General features: G+C 40.3%; 16 protein-coding genes and 1 pseudogene. 1 reads left to right on the top strand and 16 read right to left on the bottom strand.

The window, feature by feature from the left end; all coding sequences use genetic code 11:
* The 8 genes from O3617_RS09395 to O3617_RS09360 form a co-directional block, all read right to left on the bottom strand.
* The coding region (locus tag O3617_RS09395; protein WP_371449719.1) for a GTP-binding protein at positions 1–111 on the bottom strand (111 nt) is incomplete at its 3' end.
* A 50-nt stretch (positions 112–161) separates the two neighbouring features.
* The gene (gene fusA, locus O3617_RS09390; RefSeq protein ID WP_371449716.1) at positions 162–2,237 is read right to left on the bottom strand and encodes an elongation factor G; all 2,076 of its coding nucleotides are present in this window, start codon (positions 2,235–2,237) and stop codon (positions 162–164) included.
* 15 nt (positions 2,238–2,252) lie between these two features.
* The gene (gene rpsG, locus O3617_RS09385) at positions 2,253–2,723 is read right to left on the bottom strand and encodes a 30S ribosomal protein S7 (RefSeq protein ID WP_004693556.1); all 471 of its coding nucleotides are present in this window, start codon (positions 2,721–2,723) and stop codon (positions 2,253–2,255) included.
* Positions 2,724–2,775: 52 nt separating this feature from the next.
* Positions 2,776–3,150, bottom strand: a complete 375-nt coding sequence (gene rpsL / locus O3617_RS09380) for a 30S ribosomal protein S12 (RefSeq protein ID WP_004693554.1) — start codon at positions 3,148–3,150, stop codon at positions 2,776–2,778.
* Positions 3,151–3,226: 76 nt separating this feature from the next.
* The gene (locus tag O3617_RS09375) at positions 3,227–3,472 is read right to left on the bottom strand and encodes a ribosomal L7Ae/L30e/S12e/Gadd45 family protein (RefSeq protein WP_371449715.1); all 246 of its coding nucleotides are present in this window, start codon (positions 3,470–3,472) and stop codon (positions 3,227–3,229) included.
* Between the two features lie 353 nt (positions 3,473–3,825).
* Positions 3,826–8,016, bottom strand: coding sequence for a DNA-directed RNA polymerase subunit beta' (gene rpoC / locus O3617_RS09370; protein ID WP_371449718.1), 4,191 nt, complete (start codon positions 8,014–8,016; stop codon positions 3,826–3,828).
* A 56-nt stretch (positions 8,017–8,072) separates the two neighbouring features.
* On the bottom strand, positions 8,073–12,221 hold the full coding sequence (rpoB, locus tag O3617_RS09365) for a DNA-directed RNA polymerase subunit beta (protein ID WP_371449714.1): 4,149 nt from the start codon (positions 12,219–12,221) through the stop codon (positions 8,073–8,075).
* Positions 12,222–12,556: 335 nt separating this feature from the next.
* The gene (locus O3617_RS09360) at positions 12,557–13,972 is read right to left on the bottom strand and encodes an aspartate ammonia-lyase (RefSeq protein ID WP_371449713.1); all 1,416 of its coding nucleotides are present in this window, start codon (positions 13,970–13,972) and stop codon (positions 12,557–12,559) included.
* Positions 13,973–14,211: 239 nt separating this feature from the next.
* On the opposite strand from O3617_RS09360, the gene O3617_RS09355 reads away from it, so the two are divergent.
* On the top strand, positions 14,212–15,831 hold the full coding sequence (locus tag O3617_RS09355; RefSeq protein WP_371449717.1) for an ArnT family glycosyltransferase: 1,620 nt from the start codon (positions 14,212–14,214) through the stop codon (positions 15,829–15,831).
* Between the two features lie 99 nt (positions 15,832–15,930).
* On the opposite strand, the gene rplL is transcribed toward O3617_RS09355, so the two are convergent.
* The 8 genes and pseudogenes from rplL to tuf all read right to left on the bottom strand — a co-directional run.
* Complete coding sequence (rplL, locus tag O3617_RS09350; protein ID WP_371449712.1) at positions 15,931–16,299, bottom strand: 50S ribosomal protein L7/L12; 369 nt, start codon at positions 16,297–16,299, stop codon at positions 15,931–15,933.
* 67 nt (positions 16,300–16,366) lie between these two features.
* A complete protein-coding gene (gene rplJ, locus O3617_RS09345) occupies positions 16,367–16,873 on the bottom strand; it encodes a 50S ribosomal protein L10 (protein WP_371449711.1) in 507 nt (168 codons plus the stop codon).
* 174 nt (positions 16,874–17,047) lie between these two features.
* Positions 17,048–17,758, bottom strand: a complete 711-nt coding sequence (gene rplA / locus O3617_RS09340; RefSeq protein WP_371449710.1) for a 50S ribosomal protein L1 — start codon at positions 17,756–17,758, stop codon at positions 17,048–17,050.
* 75 nt (positions 17,759–17,833) lie between these two features.
* Positions 17,834–18,259, bottom strand: a complete 426-nt coding sequence (rplK, locus tag O3617_RS09335) for a 50S ribosomal protein L11 (protein ID WP_004693535.1) — start codon at positions 18,257–18,259, stop codon at positions 17,834–17,836.
* 99 nt (positions 18,260–18,358) lie between these two features.
* Positions 18,359–18,895 carry a transcription termination/antitermination protein NusG gene (gene nusG, locus O3617_RS09330; RefSeq protein WP_005377143.1) on the bottom strand — a complete coding sequence of 179 codons (537 nt, stop codon included), beginning with the start codon at positions 18,893–18,895 and terminating at the stop codon, positions 18,359–18,361.
* An 11-nt stretch (positions 18,896–18,906) separates the two neighbouring features.
* The gene (gene secE, locus O3617_RS09325) at positions 18,907–19,128 is read right to left on the bottom strand and encodes a preprotein translocase subunit SecE (protein ID WP_005377007.1); all 222 of its coding nucleotides are present in this window, start codon (positions 19,126–19,128) and stop codon (positions 18,907–18,909) included.
* A 41-nt stretch (positions 19,129–19,169) separates the two neighbouring features.
* Positions 19,170–19,319, bottom strand: coding sequence for a 50S ribosomal protein L33 (gene rpmG / locus O3617_RS09320; protein ID WP_004693530.1), 150 nt, complete (start codon positions 19,317–19,319; stop codon positions 19,170–19,172).
* A gap of 236 nt (positions 19,320–19,555) precedes the next feature.
* Positions 19,556–19,711 (bottom strand): annotated as a pseudogene (gene tuf, locus O3617_RS09315) (elongation factor Tu); the annotation flags it as partial.

The raw sequence follows: 19,711 nt of genomic DNA, 5'->3' as shown, positions 1-19,711 counted from the left end.
AGCCAATACTTTTGTAATTGCAGCAGTCAAAGTAGTTTTACCATGGTCAACGTGACCGATTGTACCGATATTAACATGCGGTTTCGTACGTTCAAATTTTTCTTTAGCCATTTTAAATTATCCTCCGAGGAAAATAGTAATTCTATTAATCTAATGTAAGATTAACCGTTTTTCTTTGCTTGAATTTCTTCAGCAATTTTCTTAGGAACTTCTTCGTAATGATCGAATGTCATGGAGTAGTTACCGCGACCTTGAGTTTTGGAACGAAGGTCTGTTGCGTAACCGAACATTTCACTCAATGGAACATATGCTTTGATATGTTGGTTACCATTACGAGCTTCCATGCCGTCCATACGACCACGACGGGAGTTCAAGTCACCGATAACGTCGCCCATGTATTCTTCAGGAACGTCTACTTCTACGGACATGTATGGTTCAAGCAATGCAGGGTCTGCTTTGCGAGCACCTTCTTTAAAGCCCATGGAACCAGCGATTTTGAAGGCCATTTCGTTGGAGTCAACGTCATGGTAGGAGCCGTCAAATACGATAACTTTGATGTCAACCATTGGATAACCAGCGATAACACCGGATTCCATAGCTTCTTTAACACCATTTTCAACAGGTCCGATGTATTCACGAGGAATTGCACCACCTACGACCTTATTTTCAAATTCGAAGCCAGCACCTGGTTCTTGAGGAATTAATTCCAACCAGCAGTGACCATATTGACCACGACCACCAGATTGACGAACGAATTTACCTTCAGCTTTAACAGCTTTACGGATAGTTTCACGATAAGCTACTTGAGGTTTACCTACGTTACATTCTACTTTGAATTCACGGTTCATACGGTCAACGATGATATCCAAGTGAAGTTCGCCCATACCGGAGATAATAGTTTGACCTGTTTCTTCATCAGTACGAACTTTGAAAGTAGGATCTTCTTCTGCCAAACGAGCAAGAGCTGTACCCATTTTTTCTTGGTCAGCTTTTGTTTTAGGTTCAACAGCAACGGAGATAACTGGTTCAGGGAATTCCATGGATTCAAGAATTACAGGATTCTTTTCATCACAAAGAGTATCACCAGTAGTAGTATCTTTCAAGCCTACAGCTGCAGCGATGTCGCCAGCGTAAACCATGTCGATTTCTTTACGAGTGTTAGCGTGCATTTGAAGAATACGGCCGATACGTTCTTTCTTACCTTTTGTGGAGTTGAAAACGTAGGAACCGGATTCCAATGTACCGGAGTACACACGGAAGAACGCTAATTTACCAACATAAGGGTCAGCCATGATTTTGAAAGCCAATGCGGAGAATGGTTCATCATCGGAAGAAGGACGAGTTGTTTCTTCTTCAGTGCCAGGAACGACACCTTTAATAGCTGGGATGTCGATAGGAGCTGGCATGTAATCTACAACAGCGTCCAACAACATTTGTACACCTTTGTTTTTGTAGGAAGAACCACAAAGAACTGGGAACAATTGGTTAGCAATAACTGCTTTACGCAATGCTGTTTTCAATTCTTCAATGGAGATTTCTTCACCTTCCAAATATTTCATCATGATATCGTCATCAGTTTCAGCGATAGCATCGATCATCATTTCGCGACGTGCTTCAGCTACTTCTTGATATTCTGCTGGGATATCAGTGATTTCATATTCTTTACCGTCATCGGATTTGTAAATTTCCGCTTTCATAGTCATCAAATCGATGATGCCTTCGAAAGTATCTTCAGCGCCGATTGGCACTTGGATAGCTACGGAATTTGCACCCAAACGGGATTTCATCATATCAACTACGTTGAAGAAGTCAGCACCTACTGTATCCATCTTATTTACATAAGCGATACGAGGTACGCCGTAGTTAGATGCTTGACGCCATACTGTTTCGGATTGAGGTTCAACGCCGCCTTTAGCACTGAACACCGCTACGGAGCCATCAAGTACACGTAAAGAACGTTCTACTTCTACAGTAAAGTCAACGTGACCAGGAGTATCGATGATATTGATACGATGATCTTTCCAGTGACATGTTGTCGCCGCAGAAGTGATTGTGATACCACGTTCTTGTTCTTGCGCCATCCAGTCCATCGTAGCAGCACCTTCATGTACTTCGCCGATTTTGTGAACAATACCTGTATAGTAGAGGATACGTTCTGTAGTTGTTGTTTTACCAGCATCGATGTGAGCCATGATACCGATATTACGAGTTTTTGCTAGGGAAAACTCTCTTGCCACAGTTGTCACCTCTTATTACCAACGATAATGAGCAAATGCTTTATTAGCTTCTGCCATTTTATGAGTATCTTCTTTTTTCTTGATTGCAGCGCCTGCATTGTTGAAAGCGTCCATCAATTCGCCTGCTAAGCGTTCTTTCATAGTGCGTTCACCACGAAGACGAGCATAGTTTACAACCCAGCGAATACCGAGTGTTTGACGGCGATCAGCACGAACTTCAACTGGCACTTGGTAGTTCGCACCACCGATACGGCGAGCACGTACTTCAAGTACAGGCATAACATTTTTCAATGCTTGATCAAAAACTTCCATTGGGTCTTGACCCATTTTGGAACGAATAATTTCAAATGCATCATATACGATAGTTTCAGCAATGCCTTTTTTGCCATCGTACATAACTTTGTTAATGAAACGTGTTACTAATTTGCTGTTGTACACCGGATCTGGAAGTACATCACGTTTCGGAACAGGGCCTTTTCTTGGCATGTTCAATTCCTCCTTTATAATGATGTGTGTTAGTTTCGTTTAATGGCTAAAATTATTTTTTAGCTTTTTTCGCGCCGTATTTGGAACGACTTTGCATACGGTTTTGTACGCCAGCTGTATCCAATGCACCACGAACGATGTGATAACGCACACCTGGAAGGTCTTTTACACGACCGCCTCTGATAAGTACAACACTGTGTTCTTGTAAATTGTGACCAATGCCTGGGATGTAAGCAGTTACTTCAATAGCGTTTGTCAAACGTACACGGGCAACTTTACGAAGCGCGGAGTTTGGTTTCTTTGGAGTAGCTGTGTACACACGAGTACATACACCACGTTTTTGTGGAGATTCTTGAAGTGCTGGAGCTGTAGATTTTTTAGTCAAGCTCATGCGACCTTTGCGTACTAGCTGATTAATTGTTGGCATTTGGGCACCTCCTTTCCAAATTTGAGATTTATAATTGATCCGTCATAACAAATTGTTACATCGGATATTACCGAGATTAACGTAGGATACCTACCGCTGTGGCCCGCACCTTAATGCGGCACGCACGACCAAGGTCATCCATCGTATGCTTATCGTCGAACGGTATATTATGTTCCACGCAAGCCCTCCGTACAGGATCTACTACGTAGCTATCGCTATCGCAGCCGAGAAACACAAACTTAACAGAGCCTTTTGCAATTGATTTGATCGTTTGCTTAGCACCTATTGTCTTGTTCGCCGATGCCAAATGGGCTATGTCCATGGTTACATCTTCTCCTTACGAAACTATGCTCAGGGCGCACTTGCCCTCTAAGCACTATGTAAGTATATCAATTACTCAAACGCATGTCAAAGGTTTTTTAACACTCAAAACCGCTATTTCACTGTATTTAATATGTACACTTATCCGTGTGTATCATTTTTATGAATTACATGTAGTATTTCTGTTTTTTTATGCGAATACCTGAAATTCTGCTTATTTTTATACATTTTATACATTTAGAATTCTTTCCTTGCAGTTTTATTATGCTAAATTGATATAATAAAAAAGAGATATTCCTAACAAATATAGGAATATCTCTTTTTATTATCTATTCATAGAGATGAATTGAAGGTTTAGTCTTCTACGTTCTCTTCTATGATTTCACCATTATCAGTTAATTCTAAAATTTCAGGTGCTTTTTTAACAACCTCAATTTTACGGTAACGGCTCATGCCTGTACCAGCAGGAATCAACTTACCAATGATAACGTTTTCCTTAAGCCCCAACAATGGATCGATTTTGCCCTTAATAGCAGCATCTGTAAGAACACGAGTTGTTTCTTGGAAGGATGCAGCAGACAAGAAGGAATCCGTAGCCAATGCAGCTTTAGTAATACCCAACAATGTACGTTTACCTGTTGCATTTTCGCGACCGTTCAATGTTAAGCGACGATTTTCTTCGTCAAAGGTATTAACGTCAATCATATCGCCAGGAAGCATATCTGCGTCACCAGCGGTTTCAATTTTAACCTTATGAAGCATTTGACGAACAATTACTTCGATATGTTTATCGTTAATTTCTACACCTTGAGATTTATATACTTTTTGGACTTCGTATACAAGGTAACGTTGTGTAGCTTGTGTACCCATTACACGCATGATGTCATGAGGGTTAATAGAACCTTCTGTTAAACGAGCACCTAAGGATACAACATCGCCGTCTTTAACGATAATACGAGAGCCATAAGGGATGAGGTAATCGAGTTCAATACCGTCTTCACCAGTAATGAAAATCGTATTTGTTCCCTTTTTACCTTCATTTGGTACAACGCGTACTACGCCTTCATTCTCTGCGATGATTGCATTACGTTTTGGTTTACGTGCTTCAAACAATTCTTCGACACGAGGCAAACCTTGAGTGATATCATCACCTGCGACACCGCCTGTATGGAATGTACGCATTGTCAACTGTGTACCAGGTTCACCGATAGATTGTGCAGCAATGATACCTACAGCTTCGCCCACTTGAACTTGACCGCCCGTACCGAGGTCACGACCATAACACTTACGGCAAACGCCATAAGGGCTACGACATGTCAATACAGAGCGGATTTTAACGATATCGTAATGTTTTACAACTTCATCAGCAAGAGCTTCTGTAATTTCACCATTCAATGGAACGATGACCTCACCAGTTTCCTTGTTAACCAATTCTTCAGCTGCAATACGACCTACGATACGATCTTTTAAAGGTTCAATAATACCAGTACCTTCAACGATAGCTTCCACTTCGATACCATTGATTTCATTGTTGCGTACTTGTACTTCTTTAACATCAGAGTTAAGAATTGCTTCGATACCTTCTTCTGTAAGACGTGTATCAGCAGGATAGATTTCTACCCCATTGCTGTCAACGATAGCATTAACAGTATCTTTGTTCAACATATTTTGAACCATAGTTTCTTTTAATGTTGCACGAATGCTGTCATCGCTTTCACCAAGAAGAATTTTTTGAACCAAATTAGTATGGTTAATATCGCTGTCAGAGCCTAAGTGTGCACCACGCAAGGAGATAGCTGTTACACCAGCATCTGCGATATCAGCTAAGCTTTGTTCATCAAGAATAGTTTCTGCAGGAACAGCCAATTCACCTGTTTCAGCATTTACTACATCTTTATCGAGAACGCGGCCAATCAATTTGTCTTTCAACATTTCAAGAGCTTGACGTGGAGATGTAGCCAAACGAGCGCGTTCGCGAACAAGATCGATGCCTACAACGTCACAATCGTCCTCACGAACGATAACGTCTTGAGATACGTCAACGAGACGACGAGTCAAATAACCGGAGTCAGCTGTACGAAGAGCGGTATCAGCCAAACCTTTACGAGCACCATGGGAGGACGTAAAGTAGTCCAATACTGTCAAACCTTCTTTAAAGTTTGCTTTGATTGGCAAGTCGATGATACGACCAGATGGGTCGGCCATTAAGCCACGCATACCAGCAAGCTGACGAATTTGTTGTTTGTTACCACGGGCACCGGAGATAGCCATCATATATACAGGGTTGAAGCCATCTTTATCGCGCGCCATATTATCCATCATAGCTTCAGTAACATCTTCTGTCGCTTTTGTCCACAATTGGATGGTTTTACGATAACGTTCTTCTTCTGTAATGAGACCACGACGATATAGACGAGATACTTTTTCTACTTCTTGTTCTGCCGTATCAAGTAAATCGAATTTTTCTTCTGGTACTTTAATATCCGCAATGGCTACAGTCATACCTGCACGACGTGCAAAGGAGTAACCAAGGGATTTAATTCGGTCTAAGAGTTCAGCAGTTTTTTCATTGCCGAATAATTGGAAACATTGATCTACAAGTTTACCAACTGTCTTCTTATCCATAACCTTACCCAATGTGTAAGTACCGTCTTCTTTTTGTTCATATTGCCATAATTCTGGGAACAAAGCGTTGTTAAAGATCAAACGACCAGCTGTAGTTTCTACACGACCGTGTTCAGGCAAGCGAATATATAAGATATCTTGCAAACCGATTACATGAGAATCATAAGCAAGCATCACTTCGTCATAAGTAGCAAATGTTTTTGCATTATCACGCGTATCTTCGCGTACAACTGTTAGGTAATAGGTACCCAAAATCATATCTTGAGATGGGATAGCAACTGGCTTACCATCTTTTGTGGACAAGATATTATGAACAGAAAGCATCAATGTACGAGCTTCGGATTGGGCTTCTACAGACAATGGTAAGTGACAAGCCATTTGGTCACCGTCAAAGTCGGCGTTGAAGGCTGTACATACTAATGGATGCAATTTGATAGCACGGCCTTCCCAAAGGATTGGTTCGAAGGCTTGGATACCCAGTCTATGCAATGTAGGGGCACGGTTCAAGAGAACTGGATGTTCTTTGATAACCTCTTCCAAGGATTCCCATACACCAGGGCCTACGCGTTCTACTTGGCGTTTAGCAGCCTTGATATTAGATGCTTGACCACGTTCTACCAAACGTTTCATAACAAATGGTTTGAACAATTCCAATGCCATTTCTTTAGGCAAACCGCATTGGTGCATTTTAAGTTCTGGACCTACTACGATAACGGAACGACCGGAGTAGTCAACACGTTTACCAAGCAAGTTTTGACGGAAACGACCTTGTTTACCTTTAAGCATATCGGATAAGGATTTTAATGGGCGGTTGCCAGGACCTGTAACAGGACGGCCACGACGACCATTATCGATCAATGCATCAACCGCTTCTTGCAACATGCGTTTTTCATTGCGCACGATGATATCAGGAGCACCTAAGTCCAACAAACGTTTCAAACGATTGTTACGGTTGATAACACGACGATACAAATCATTAAGGTCAGATGTAGCAAAGCGACCACCATCTAATTGAACCATAGGGCGCAATTCAGGTGGGATGACAGGAACGACATCCATAATCATCCATTCTGGACGGTTACCAGATTGACGGAATGCTTCTACTACTTCAAGGCGGCGAACGGCACGGATTTTACGTTGACCACTTGCAGTGTTCAACTCTTCGCGCAATTCAGCATTTAATTGTTCTAAATCAAGTTCAGATAATAATGCTTTTACCGCTTCTGCACCCATGTCGATACATACGAATAAGATTTCTTCTGTAGCACCTAATTCGTAACGTTCTTCACGAGTTAATTCTTCATATTCTTTATCAGCTTCTGGAATTGTAGCATCTTCACGAAGTGCAGCATTATAACGTTCTTTACGTTGTGCTTCGCGAACGATAGCCAAACGTTCATTACGTTGTGCCACAGTTTCGATAACTACGGATTTACCACCGATAGTATATCCTTCTTCATTGAATTGAGCTTCGTATTCACGGTATTCTTGTTCAGATAACAATTGGCGTTTTGCCAATGGGCTACCTGCAGGATCAACTACGATATAGGAAGCAAAATACAATACCCGTTCCAAGGAACGTGGAGATACATCAAGGATAAGGCCCATGCGAGATGGGATACCCTTGAAGTACCAAATATGGGATACAGGTGTAGCCAATTGGATATGGCCCATACGTTCACGACGTACTTTAGCACGTGTTACTTCTACGCCACATTTATCGCAGACAACGCCTTTATGGCGGATTCGTTTATATTTACCGCAGTGACATTCCCAGTCCTTTGTTGGTCCAAAAATGCGTTCGCAAAATAGACCATCACGTTCTGGCTTTAACGTACGGTAGTTAATTGTTTCTGGTTTTTTAACTTCCCCATGAGACCATTCTAAAATTTGCTCTGGAGAGGCTAAACCGATTCGCATGGAATCAAATTCATTTACGTCTAGCACTACTATCGCTCCCTTCCTAATATTCAGTATCAGTCTTCATCTGTGGAGGATTCACTAATTGGATATGCTAATTGGCTAAGAATATCATCATCGCCACCATTAGATACTTCTTCCTCTGTTTCTGGGTCTACAACTGTTACTTCATCTGTTTCAACAGCATCGCCGTTCATAACATCTTCAATACCAGTTTCTACCACTTCATCTTCGTCATCAAGTTCTTTCATAACAACTTCTTCTTGATCTTCGTTCAAGATTTTTACATCAAGACCGATACTTTGAAGTTCTTTGAGCAATACTTTGAAGGACTCAGGCACACCTGGTTCAGGAATATTTTCGCCTTTAACGATTTTTTCGTATGCTTTCACACGACCAACAACGTCATCAGACTTAACAGTTAATAGCTCTTGAAGAGTGTAGGCTGCGCCATATGCTTCGAGGGCCCAAACTTCCATTTCCCCGAAACGTTGGCCACCGAATTGAGCTTTACCACCCAATGGTTGTTGTGTAACAAGGGAGTACGGACCTGTGGAGCGCGCATGGATTTTATCATCAACCAAATGGTGAAGTTTCAACATGTATACGTAACCAACCGTTACACGGTTATCCATAGGTTCACCAGTACGGCCATCGTACAATACAGTTTTACCATCATCTGGACGACCAGCGATAGCCAATGTTTCGAATACATCTTTTTCATGGGCACCATCAAATACAGGTGTAGCGATATGAATACCAGCTACATCTGGTTTTGGCATGCCATATGTATCATAGTCATAACCTAATTTTTCTAAATCATTGCGAATCTCAACGCGTTTAGCACGAGCTTCTTCAATATGATTCAATGTAGCACGTACCTTGTTGATGCGTTCTAATTCTTCAACGAGAGCTGGATCCATTTCTGGCGCTTCTTCTTCAGTGCCGAAATATTCCATATGAAGTGCATTGTATTTAGATTCTAATGCTTTCAATTCATTGTAACGAGCTTCGCCACCAAGTGCAGCCAATTTCTTTTGAGCTGCTTCTTCAACGTGACCTAAGATTTGAGATTTCAAATCGATGATTTTTTCATCGATATCAAAATGAGCTACTGTTACATCTTCTTTTGCTTTAGCTTCTAATTCTTCAATTTCAGCATATAATTTGCGAATTGCATCGATTTGTTCCCAGTAGGATTCATCAGTACGCGCTTCTTTTAATACATTTTGAATATGAAGATCTGTAGCCTTAATTTTCATGCCCAAGCCTTGAACAGCCCAACCTAAGTGAGTTTCAAGAACCTGACCAATGTTCATACGAGAAGGTACGCCCAATGGGTTCAATACGATTTGTACTGGAGTACCATCTGGAAGGAATGGCATATCTTCTTTTCTCATAACGCGGGAAACGACACCTTTGTTACCATGACGGCCTGCCATTTTATCGCCTTCGTGGATTTTACGTTTTTGAGCGATGTAAACGCGAACAAGTTTGTTTACACCTGGTTGTAACTCATCGCCGTTTTCACGAGTAAACACTTTAACGTCTACAACCTTACCACATTCACCATGAGGTACGCGCAAGGATGTGTCGCGAACTTCGCGTTCTTTATCACCAAAGATAGCACGTAACAAACGTTCTTCTGGTGTTAATTCAGTTTCACCTTTTGGTGTAGCTTTACCAACGAGGATATCGCCAGGATGCACTTCTGCACCGATGCAGATGATACCATCTTCATCTAGGTTTTTAAGTGTATCATCACCAGTATTAGGCAATTCACGAGTGATTTCTTCGGCACCCAGTTTAGTGTCACGCGCATCACATTCGTATTCTTCAATATGGATGGATGTATAGATATCTTCTTTGCAAAGTTCTTCACTAAGCAAGATAGCATCTTCGTAGTTATAACCTTCCCAAGGCATGAACGCTACAAGAACGTTAAAGCCAAGAGCCAATTCACCACCATCAGTAGCAGGACCATCAGCCAATACTTGACCTTTTACAACATGATCACCACGGTTAACGATAGGTTTTTGGTTGAAGCATGTGGATTGGTTGGAACGAAGGAATTTATTCAAACGGTATGTATCAACACGACCATCGCTATCGCGAAGAACGTGGATTTCATTACCCCAACAACGTACGACTTTACCAGCTTCACGTGCCAATACGCAAACACCAGAGTCAGTAGCTGCTGTATATTCCATACCTGTACCTACTAGAGGTGCTTGAGCGCGAAGCAATGGCACCGCTTGACGTTGCATGTTCGCACCCATCAAGGCACGGTTCGCATCATCGTTTTCAAGAAATGGAATCATAGCTGTACCGATGGATACAACTTCTTTTGGACTAACGTCCATGTAGTCAACCTTATCAGGTGTTACTTCTAATACGTCATGACCACGACGACATGCTACATGGTCATTAGCAAAACAACCTTCTCCATCGAGTGGAGAGTTCGCTTGAGCGATTGTCATACCTTCTTCTTCATCGGCAGTCATATAAACAACGCTTTCAGATACGCGTACTTTTACAACCTTATCCGCATCAGCACCTTCGCCGTAGATTTTTTCAACCTTACGGTATGGAGCTTCGATGAAACCAAACTCATTAACCTTCGCATAGTTGGACAAAGAGTTGATCAAACCGATGTTAGGACCTTCTGGTGTTTCGATAGGACACATACGGCCATAGTGGGAATGATGCACGTCACGAACTTCGAAGCCCGCACGTTCACGAGACAAGCCACCAGGGCCTAGTGCAGATAGACGACGTTTATGAGTCAATTCTGCTAATGGGTTCGTTTGGTCCATAAATTGAGACAATTGAGAAGAACCAAAGAACTCTTTAATAGCGGCTACAACAGGGCGAATATTAATCAATGCTTGTGGTGTAATGGATTCAATTTCTTGAATTGTCATACGTTCACGTACAACACGTTCCATACGAGTCAAACCAATACGGAATTGATTTTGTAACAATTCACCTACACAGCGAAGACGACGGTTACCCAAATGGTCGATATCATCTGTATGACCAGCACCATCCATCAAATTCAAGAGGTAAGAGATATTAGCAATCATATCTTCTCTTGTAACTGTACGGTGATTAAATTCTAAGTTACAGTTATTGCAAATGATTTTGGATACTACACCATCTGGATTAGTGATATAGAATTCAGCAAAACCTTCTCCGCTAAATACACCGCTCTTAGCAACGATATCAAGTTGTTCTTCCCCAACTTGTACGCCTGCATCAAGGATGATTTCACCTGTTTCAGTATCAACGATTGGTTGTGCCAATGTTTGACCCAACATACGTTGACGCCAGCCTAGTTTTTTATTTAATTTATAACGACCTACACGCGCTAAATCATAACGGCGAGCATCGAAGAATAAATTATCGAATAAATTACGAGCAGATTCTACTGTAGGAGGTTCACCTGGACGTAATTTTTTATAGATTTCTACCAATGCTTCATCAGCAGATTGAGTTGTATCTTTTTCTAATGTACGAACGATGCGTTCATCGTATACTGGTAAACCATCTTCATCTGTTTGACCGTTCCAGAAAAGATCAAGAATACTTTCATTAGTATCCCAGCCTAATGCACGAACAAGCACAGTAGCTGGTAATTTACGGTTACGGTCGATACGAACGGCTACAACTTCGCTAGCATCTGTTTCTAATTCAATCCAAGCACCGCGATTTGGGATAACTGTGGATTCATACAAGCGGTTACCCATGGTATCGATTTCTTTACCATAGTAAACGCCAGGAGAACGTACCAATTGAGATACGATAACACGTTCTGCACCGTTGATAATGAAAGTACCTGTATCCGTCATCAATGGGAAATCACCCATGAATACTTCTTGTTCTTTAATGTCCATATTTTCAGGATCATTATTAACCAAGCGGATATTTACACGAAGTGGTGCTGCGTATGTAGCATCACGATTTTTACACTCATTAATATCATACTTAGGCTCACCTAAGCTGAAACCTTCAAAAGAAAGTACTAAATTACCTGAATTGTCTTTAATCGGAGAAATATCGTTGAAAATATTTTGTAAACCGCTCTCCAAGAACCATTCGTACGATTTACGCTGAATGTCCAACAAATGCGGCATCTTAATAACTTCGTTAATTTTTGCATATGTATAACGAGTCCGTTTGCCTACCTGTTCAGGTTTGAACATATGTGCTTTCCCTCCTTCAAATACACTGGTCCACCATATTTCTATAACGGCATAGAAAAGACATCTTACAGGTCTCAGTTTTCCTGCTTTAATAACGCCAAATAAGCAAGGCCCTTTTTTATTTAAAAATAACCTTGCTCTGTTCATTATCCAAGCACAACCTTGGAAGAAAACCCTTAATACGTAAGTTATAGCTTCTACATGGAAAAGTAGAAAATGCTACTTTTGCAATTTATAATTCTATCATCATATAAAAAAGCTGTCAACCAAAAGGCTGACAGCTTTCACGTTTTCACGTATTGTTCACATTATATGACAAAGTTCATTAATGGAAATTAATTTCCTTTGTGTTTCAACAAATCAGCACCGGCAATACCAGGGCGTGTCATTTCTTTAGGGGAAAGAATATGATTGATTTCATCTTCGGTCAATAACCCTTTTTCTAGGATAATATCGCGAATAGCACGACCGGATGTATAAGCCTCTTTTGCAAGAGACGATGCAGTTTCATAACCAAGGTGAGGCAACAATGCTGTAACGATACCAACAGAACGGTTTAACCAGTACTCACATTGTTCACGGTCTACTTCAAGATCCACAAGTAATTTATCTACAAATGTATTAACACCATTCTTGAGGTAGCAAAGGTTATTGAACAAGTTGTATGCCAAAACTGGTTCCATTACGTTCAATTCGAATTGACCATTTTCTACAGCCAAAGAAATAGTAAGATCATTGCCGATAACTTGGTAACATACTTGGTTCAAAACTTCGGCGATAACTGGATTTACCTTACCAGGCATAATAGAAGAACCCGGTTGACGAGCAGGCAACTTCAATTCTCCAATACCACAACGAGGTCCAGATGCCATCAAACGGAAGTCATTGGCCATTTTAATCAATACGAGAGCTGTAACCTTCAAACCACTAGAGATATCAGCAAAGATATCCGTGTTGTTCGTAGCATCAATCAAGTTATCTGCCGTATAGAATGGCTCACCTACTACTTCACTAAGTTCGTATGCCACATCATGAATGTAATTTGGTTCTGCATTAAGACCTGTACCAACAGCAGTGGCACCCATATTAATAACATGAGCTCCTTCAACAGCAGATTTGATACGTCTAATACCACGGCGAATACCGGATGCATAAGCGCCCATTTCTTGGCCTAATGTAATAGGCACCGCATCTTGTAAATGAGTACGACCCATTTTCAAAATTCCACTATATTCATCAGCTTTTTTCTCAAGTTCATCAACAAGGCGTTGTAATGCCTCAAGTAAAGGTTTAGATTTTAAAATCGCACAAACCTTAATAGCCGTTGGGAATGCATCATTGGTAGATTGCGCCATATTGCAATGATTGTTAGGGCTTACGATATCATACGATCCTTTTGGATGTCCCAAAATTTCGCAAGCACGGTTTGCTAATACTTCATTCATGTTCATATTTACAGAAGTACCTGCACCACCTTGAATTGGGTCAACAGGGAACTGATTGGCAAACTGACCTTCAATCACTTCATCAGCAGCTTGTACGATGGCCTTGCCTATGGATACATTGAGGCGACCTGTTTTCATATTAGCCAAAGCAGATGCTTTTTTAACCATAGCCAGTGCCTTAATAAAGTCTTGGTCTAAATGTTTACCTGTAATATGGAAATTTTCTAGTGCACGAATCGTTTGTACACCATAATATAATTCATCAGCAACTTCTAATTCCCCTAGGAAATCATGTTCTTTTCTCATAGCCATCCTTCTTTCCTCTGAATGCTAAATGCATTCAAATTACATTGTATAAAATGGTCTTTCTTTTGAATTTATTATATCATGTATTTTGTATACATAAAAGTTATTTGATGTATTCCCGAAAAACAATATTCTATATAATTTGTCTCCAGACATATCTCATCCATTCGAAATATAGTAAAATGTAAGAATATAGTATTAATATAGAGGAGTTGATTAGAATTCACATCAATCATCGAATACGCATCCTAACATTATTCCTTATAACGGTCATCAGCTATGGTTTTTATAATGCCTTCTTACCTATAACGGATCCGGTAGAATCGAACTATGTACTAAGCGCCATTACCATGTTACATCATAATTCGTGGATATCGCCCATGATTTATGACCACGTATGGTATGATAAACCGCCGCTAACGTATTGGGCTCTCATGATATGTTATAAATTATTCGGTATATCGGATTTTGTTTCACGTATTCCGAATACACTAATCGCCGGAGCTAGCGTGTCTCTTATGTATCATCTAGTGTATCGAATAAAACAATATGTATCAATTGCTATAGCCAGTGCCATCTTCTTAATGAGCACCTTACAATTCTGGTATATATCTCATGCCATAGTCACCGATGGCTTCCTATTTTTCTTCAACCTAGCCATATTCGGTTATTCCTATCTGGCTTTCACAAATAATGATAAGACATCTATGGTGAAAGCTTATATAGCCGCTGCATTTGCAGTATTAACAAAGGGGCCCATCGGACTCCTATTACCAGGTCTTATATTATTAGTGTTTATGATTCTTCAAAAATTTATTAAGACCAAAGATATGGACGCAAATTTACTAAGAAACTTAAAGATTGCTTTTAATCCTATAGGTATTGTATTATTTTTTGCAATTGCCAGTCCTTGGTATGTAACAATGTATTCTATTCATGGGCAAGATTTCGTGAATGGCTTCCTTGGTCTACAAAATGTGGGGCGTGCCCTCGTATCGGAACACCCTAAATTCGACGTATGGTACTACTATCTAGTAGTCATGCCACTCGCGTTATTGCCATGGACACCTATTGTTTTATACCAGCTACGGAAATTGGATTGGAAAGACTCATTTAATCTACTTGGCACTATATGGTTCATCACCATAATCCTATTCTATTCCATTGTAGCAACCAAATATTTAACTTATACATTGCCTGCAATCATTCCTTGTATCATATGGGGCGCGGAAGCAGTTATTAATTTGTTATCAAATGTTGCACGAGCAAAACACTTTAGATATCTAGTCGTAACTTCTTTTAGCATATATGTCTGTATACTAGGTGTTGGTATAGCAGTCAGCGCCAGTGATTATATATTTGATTATCTAATTATTTTGGGTTTAGGTGCTCTTGTCTTTAAAATAGCTAGACATTATGTCCGAGCAGCTTCACAACTAACAGTGCTATTTTTAGTTCCAATTCTAGCTCTATACACGGCCACTACCATTTCTGTGAAGCCCATATTAACAAGTCAATCGGGAATTCAGTTTACATCATATATAAAAGATACAAATCAACCTGTTTTTGTATACGGTGGATATTATACTTCTGTTGTTTATTATACAGACCATATACCAACACAAGTATATTTAAATAAAACCGACGATGAACGGTGGGCAAATGCCAGAAATATTATGCCTACTATCACTAAGGATGAATTTTTAGATCAGCTACCCAAAGAACCAAATGCTATTATTATCGTTCCAAATCGAAATGTGAACGATTTTGAAAGTTCTAATGCCTTCATCATTACAAAATCAATTGGAAAAACCGATGGCGCTAAAATATATCAAGTACAAAAGAATATTTCCTTTTAAAAAAGAGTGTCCCCAAAGGCACTCTTTTTTGTGTTATAGAATTAGGATTATAGAACAAAAAAGGCGTACCCAAAGGTACGCCTTTTAATATGGCTAGAATTATTTCAATTCTACAGATGCGCCAGCTTCTTCTAATTGAGCTTTCAAAGCTTCAGCTGCGTCAGTAGCCAAGCCTTCTTTTACAGGTGCAGGAGCGCCGTCAACGATAGCTTTAGCTTCTTTCAAGCCAAGACCAGTTGCTTCACGAACAACTTTGATTACGTTGATTTTGGATGCGCCAGCATCTTTCAAGATTACGTCGAAGGAATCTTTAGCAGCGCCGCCTTCAGCACCACCAGCAGCTGCTACAGCTACAGGAGCTGCTGCAGTTACGCCAAATTCTTCTTCAATTGCTTTTACAAGATCATTAAGTTCAAGAATAGTTGCTTCTTTTAATTCAGCAACGATGTTTTCAATGTTCAATGCCATTTTAGTTTTCCTCCATAAAATAGTTTATTGTATCAGTCCTAAGCGACCAATGGATAATTTGCAGATATTATTCTGCAGCTTCTGCTGGTTGAGCTTCTGCAACAGCTTTGACAGCGTATGCAACGTTGCGAACAGGAGCTTGCAAAACGGAAAGCAACATAGAAAGCATGCCTTCGCGATTTGGAAGACTTGCGATTGCTTTAACGCCAGCTGCGTCCATAACTTCGCCTTCAACGATACCAGCTTTAACAGTAACAACTTCTTGTTCTGTAGCTTTGATGAATTGTTCGATTACGCGAGCAGGTGCAACAGCATCTTCTTTAGAAGTAGCCAATGCAGTTGGACCTTCTAAATGCTCAGCGAAACCTTCAAGATTCAATTCGTTTGCAGCAATGCGAGTCAAAGTATTTTTGATTACTTTGTATTCAACACCTTCAGCTAACATTTTGCGACGAAGATCAGTTGCTTGTGCAACAGTCAAACCAGAGTAACCAATCAATACAGCACCTTTTGCTTCAGAAAGAGTTTCTTTCATTTGAGCAACAATTGCTTTTTTTGATTCAGTGACAGCCATTAGATTACCTCCTTATAGATTTTGTGGTGCTCTATGTACTATCTTAGCGTAAAAACGACCTCATCGCACGCGATGAGGTCGTAACTAGTCCTAGGTTGTTCTAGTGTCAGCCTCAGCGGGCGGATTTACATCCATTATACATACCAGCCGTCTACAGCTAAGAGACATATATGATTATTGCTCTTTGGTTACGTTGCTCAATTTGAACACGTTCAAAGGCACACCAGGGCCCATTGTAGCGGATAAGGTTACAGATTTAATGTATTGACCTTTAGCTGCTACAGGTTTAGCCTTGATAATAGTATCAACGATTGTACGGTAATTGTCAAGTAATTTTTCAGCATCGAAAGAAGCTTTACCGATGGAGCAAGAAACGATACCTGCTTTATCAGTACGATATTCGATTTTACCAGCTTTGATTTCGTTTACTGCACGAGCAACGTCTGGAGTTACTGTACCAACTTTAGGGTTTGGCATCAAGCCTTTAGGGCCCAAGATTTTACCAAGACGGCCAACTTGACCCATCATGTCTGGTGTAGCAACTACTACGTCGAAGTCGCTCCAACCACCTTGGATTTTAGCTACTAACTCTTCAGAACCTACGAAATCTGCGCCAGCTTCTTCAGCTGCTTTAATGTTGTCGCCTTTAGCGAACACAAGAACGCGTTTAGTTTTGCCAGTACCATGAGGCAATACTACTGCACCACGAACTTGTTGATCAGCGTATTTAGGGTCGACATTCAAGTTGAAAGCGATTTCAACTGTTTCATCGAAATTTGCAGTTGCAGTTTTCTTAACTAACTCAATTGCTTCAACTGGTTCGTAGAACTTACCAGCTTCAATAAGTTTTACTGCTTCAGCGTATTTCTTACCTACTTTTGCCATTATAATATCCTCCTTATGTGGTCAAACGGGAATTCCCTCCCACCGATTTGCGCTTATGCGCAAGTCGTACGCTTATTAGTCAACGATTTCAATGCCCATGCTGCGAGCAGTACCTTCTACCATGCGCATACCTTGTTCTACGGTATTAGCATTCAAGTCAGGCATTTTCAATTCAGCAATTTCACGAACTTTATCGCGACCTACTTTTGCTACTTTATCACGGTTAGGTACACCAGATCCTTTTGGGATACCTGCAGCTTTTTTCAACAATACTGCAGCTGGTGGAGTCTTAGTGATGAAGTCGAAGCTACGATCTTCATATACGTTAATAACTACTGGAATAATCAAGCCAGCTTGTTTAGCAGTACGTTCGTTGAATTCTTTTGTGAAAGCAACGATGTTAACGCCTGCTTGACCTAATGCAGGACCAACTGGTGGTGCTGGAGTAGCTTTAGCGGCTTCAATTTGTAGTTTTACTTGTTTAACTAATTTCTTAGCCATGGGTAATTAAACCTCCTATGATTCTACTGTGGTGGTAACGGATAAACATCCTCCCACTGCAACCAAAATCGATTGCTCTTTTAGAGTTATATTTATATATTAAAGAGCTTTTTCAACTTGAGAAAACTCTACCTCTACCTCTGTATCTCGATTGAACATTTCCACATTGAGTTTCAATGTTCCTTTTTCAGGGTTAATTTCGGTAATAACACCTAGTCTATCTTCAAAGGCACCGGATGTAATGCGTACCGTTTCACCAACCTCTACATCGACGTTGATTGTTGGTTTCTTATCCAAGCCCTGAGACTTAAGTATATGTTCTACTTCGGAATCAGAAAGTGGAACTGGTTTAGTGGCGGAGCCAACGAAACCTGTTACACCTGGTGTGTTGCGCACAACATACCAAGAACGGTCGTTAACTTCCATTTCAACCAATACGTACCCAGGAAATATTTTACGTTTTACTACTTTTTTAACCCCATCTTTTTCATCTATTTCATCTTCAAGAGGTACTAGAATTCTACTAATCACATCTTGTAAACCCATAGATTGAACCTTAAGTTCTAAAGTGGTTTTAACTTTATTTTCGTAGCCTGAATAGGTATGAATTACATACCACTTCTTATCTGCTTCCATGTAATGGCCCCCTATCCAACAATCCGCAACAACATATTAATAAGTTGAGCAAAAATCGCATCAAATACATAAATGAGTAAAGCGATAAATATAGTTACCAAAAATACTACAATTGTGTAATTGATGAGCTCTTTTCTTGTTGGCCAGACTACTTTTTTCAGTTCAGCCTTTACGCCGCGGAAGAATTTACCAAATCCACCACGTTGTTGTACTGCTGAGTTAGACTTTGCCATTTGTTCACATCCTCAAATCAACAGGTAATGAATGATAAGAATTATTTTGTTTCACGGTGTAATGTATGTTTACCGCAGAATTTGCAATATTTCATCATTTCAATACGATCAGGATTATTTTTCTTATTCTTGTTCGTTTGGTAATTACGTTGTTTGCAATCTGTGCAAGCTAAAGTAATGGCATTACGCATCCGGATACACCTCGCTTCATATTTAATAATCTGTCTCTTGTACTCGAAAACGCTCGACTACATACTAATGAATAGTATCATATGTGTCTAGCAATGTCAAGATTTTGAGCAACTCAAAAAAGCCAGGCACTCTTCGCCTGACAGGGATAGTATAACAAATAATGGCGTTCCTTGTCTAGAACTTTACACAAAAATAGGACCCCTTACGGAGTCCTATTTATTACAAAGGCTACTAATTAACCTTCGATTTCAGTTACAACGCCAGCGCCTACTGTATGGCCACCTTCGCGGATTGCGAAACGAAGACCTTCTTCGATAGCGATTGGAGTAATCAATTCGATTTCCATTGTTACGTTATCGCCAGGCATACACATTTCTACACCTTCAGGAAG

Origin of the sequence: Veillonella sp. 27098_8_77, from assembly GCF_041431535.1 — a bacterium.
GTDB lineage: Bacteria > Bacillota > Negativicutes > Veillonellales > Veillonellaceae > Veillonella.
Note: the sequence above shows the minus strand (reverse complement) of the source record. Positions and strands in the feature narration are given on the sequence as shown.

What these genes read in the sequence shown, in the direction of transcription:
- rpoB (WP_371449714.1), bottom strand. Translation starts at nt 12,221, where the DNA reads ATGTTCAAACCTGAACAGGTAGGCAAACGGACTCGTTATACATATGCA.
- nusG (WP_005377143.1), bottom strand. Translation starts at nt 18,895, where the DNA reads ATGGAAGCAGATAAGAAGTGGTATGTAATTCATACCTATTCAGGCTAC.
- rpsG (WP_004693556.1), bottom strand. Translation starts at nt 2,723, where the DNA reads ATGCCAAGAAAAGGCCCTGTTCCGAAACGTGATGTACTTCCAGATCCG.
- rplJ (WP_371449711.1), bottom strand. Translation starts at nt 16,873, where the DNA reads ATGGCTGTCACTGAATCAAAAAAAGCAATTGTTGCTCAAATGAAAGAA.
- rpmG (WP_004693530.1), bottom strand. Translation starts at nt 19,319, where the DNA reads ATGCGTAATGCCATTACTTTAGCTTGCACAGATTGCAAACAACGTAAT.
- rpsL (WP_004693554.1), bottom strand. Translation starts at nt 3,150, where the DNA reads ATGCCAACAATTAATCAGCTAGTACGCAAAGGTCGCATGAGCTTGACT.
- secE (WP_005377007.1), bottom strand. Translation starts at nt 19,128, where the DNA reads ATGGCAAAGTCTAACTCAGCAGTACAACAACGTGGTGGATTTGGTAAA.
- O3617_RS09360 (WP_371449713.1), bottom strand. Translation starts at nt 13,972, where the DNA reads ATGAGAAAAGAACATGATTTCCTAGGGGAATTAGAAGTTGCTGATGAA.
- rplA (WP_371449710.1), bottom strand. Translation starts at nt 17,758, where the DNA reads ATGGCAAAAGTAGGTAAGAAATACGCTGAAGCAGTAAAACTTATTGAA.
- rplK (WP_004693535.1), bottom strand. Translation starts at nt 18,259, where the DNA reads ATGGCTAAGAAATTAGTTAAACAAGTAAAACTACAAATTGAAGCCGCT.
- O3617_RS09375 (WP_371449715.1), bottom strand. Translation starts at nt 3,472, where the DNA reads ATGGACATAGCCCATTTGGCATCGGCGAACAAGACAATAGGTGCTAAG.
- rpoC (WP_371449718.1), bottom strand. Translation starts at nt 8,016, where the DNA reads ATGCGAATCGGTTTAGCCTCTCCAGAGCAAATTTTAGAATGGTCTCAT.
- rplL (WP_371449712.1), bottom strand. Translation starts at nt 16,299, where the DNA reads ATGGCATTGAACATTGAAAACATCGTTGCTGAATTAAAAGAAGCAACT.